Here is a 429-nt window from a genome sequence, read left to right as displayed (position 1 = left end):
CGGTGTTCCCATGCCTCCGGGGCTAAGAATCTCGAAAATGGAGGTGTCTGATGCGAGCAGCATGGTCAGTCGTTGTTGCGGTAATTTTGGCAATCAGCCTCTCGGGGTGCGGCTATAACACCATTCAAGCGCAGGATGAACAGGTCAAGGCAGGCTGGTCTGAAGTCGTGAACCAATACCAGCGGCGCGCCGACCTGGTACCGAACCTGGTCAACACGGTCAAGGGTTACGCAAGTCATGAGAAAGAGGTGTTGACGGAGGTGACTGAGGCTCGCGCGCGTGTCGGCGCCATCCAAGCCTCGCCTGCGTTGCTCAATGATCCGCAGGCGTTTGCCCGATTCCAGTCGGCGCAGCAGCAGTTGACCGGATCGCTGTCCCGACTCCTTGCCGTGTCGGAGAACTACCCGCAGTTGAAGGCAGATGCTGGGT

1 protein-coding gene is annotated in these 429 nt (G+C 58.7%); it reads left to right on the top strand.

What is annotated here, in order from left to right:
* Nucleotides 1-50: 50 nt before the first annotated feature.
* Nucleotides 51-429 (top strand): LemA family protein (locus tag D7X12_RS45765; RefSeq protein WP_147444039.1); only part of this gene is annotated, 379 nt, incomplete at its 3' end.

The sequence above is a fragment of the Corallococcus sicarius genome, from assembly GCF_003611735.1.
Lineage (GTDB): Bacteria > Myxococcota > Myxococcia > Myxococcales > Myxococcaceae > Corallococcus > Corallococcus sicarius.
The sequence above is the reverse complement of the archived record's forward strand: the minus strand, read 5'-3'. Positions and strand labels throughout refer to the sequence as shown.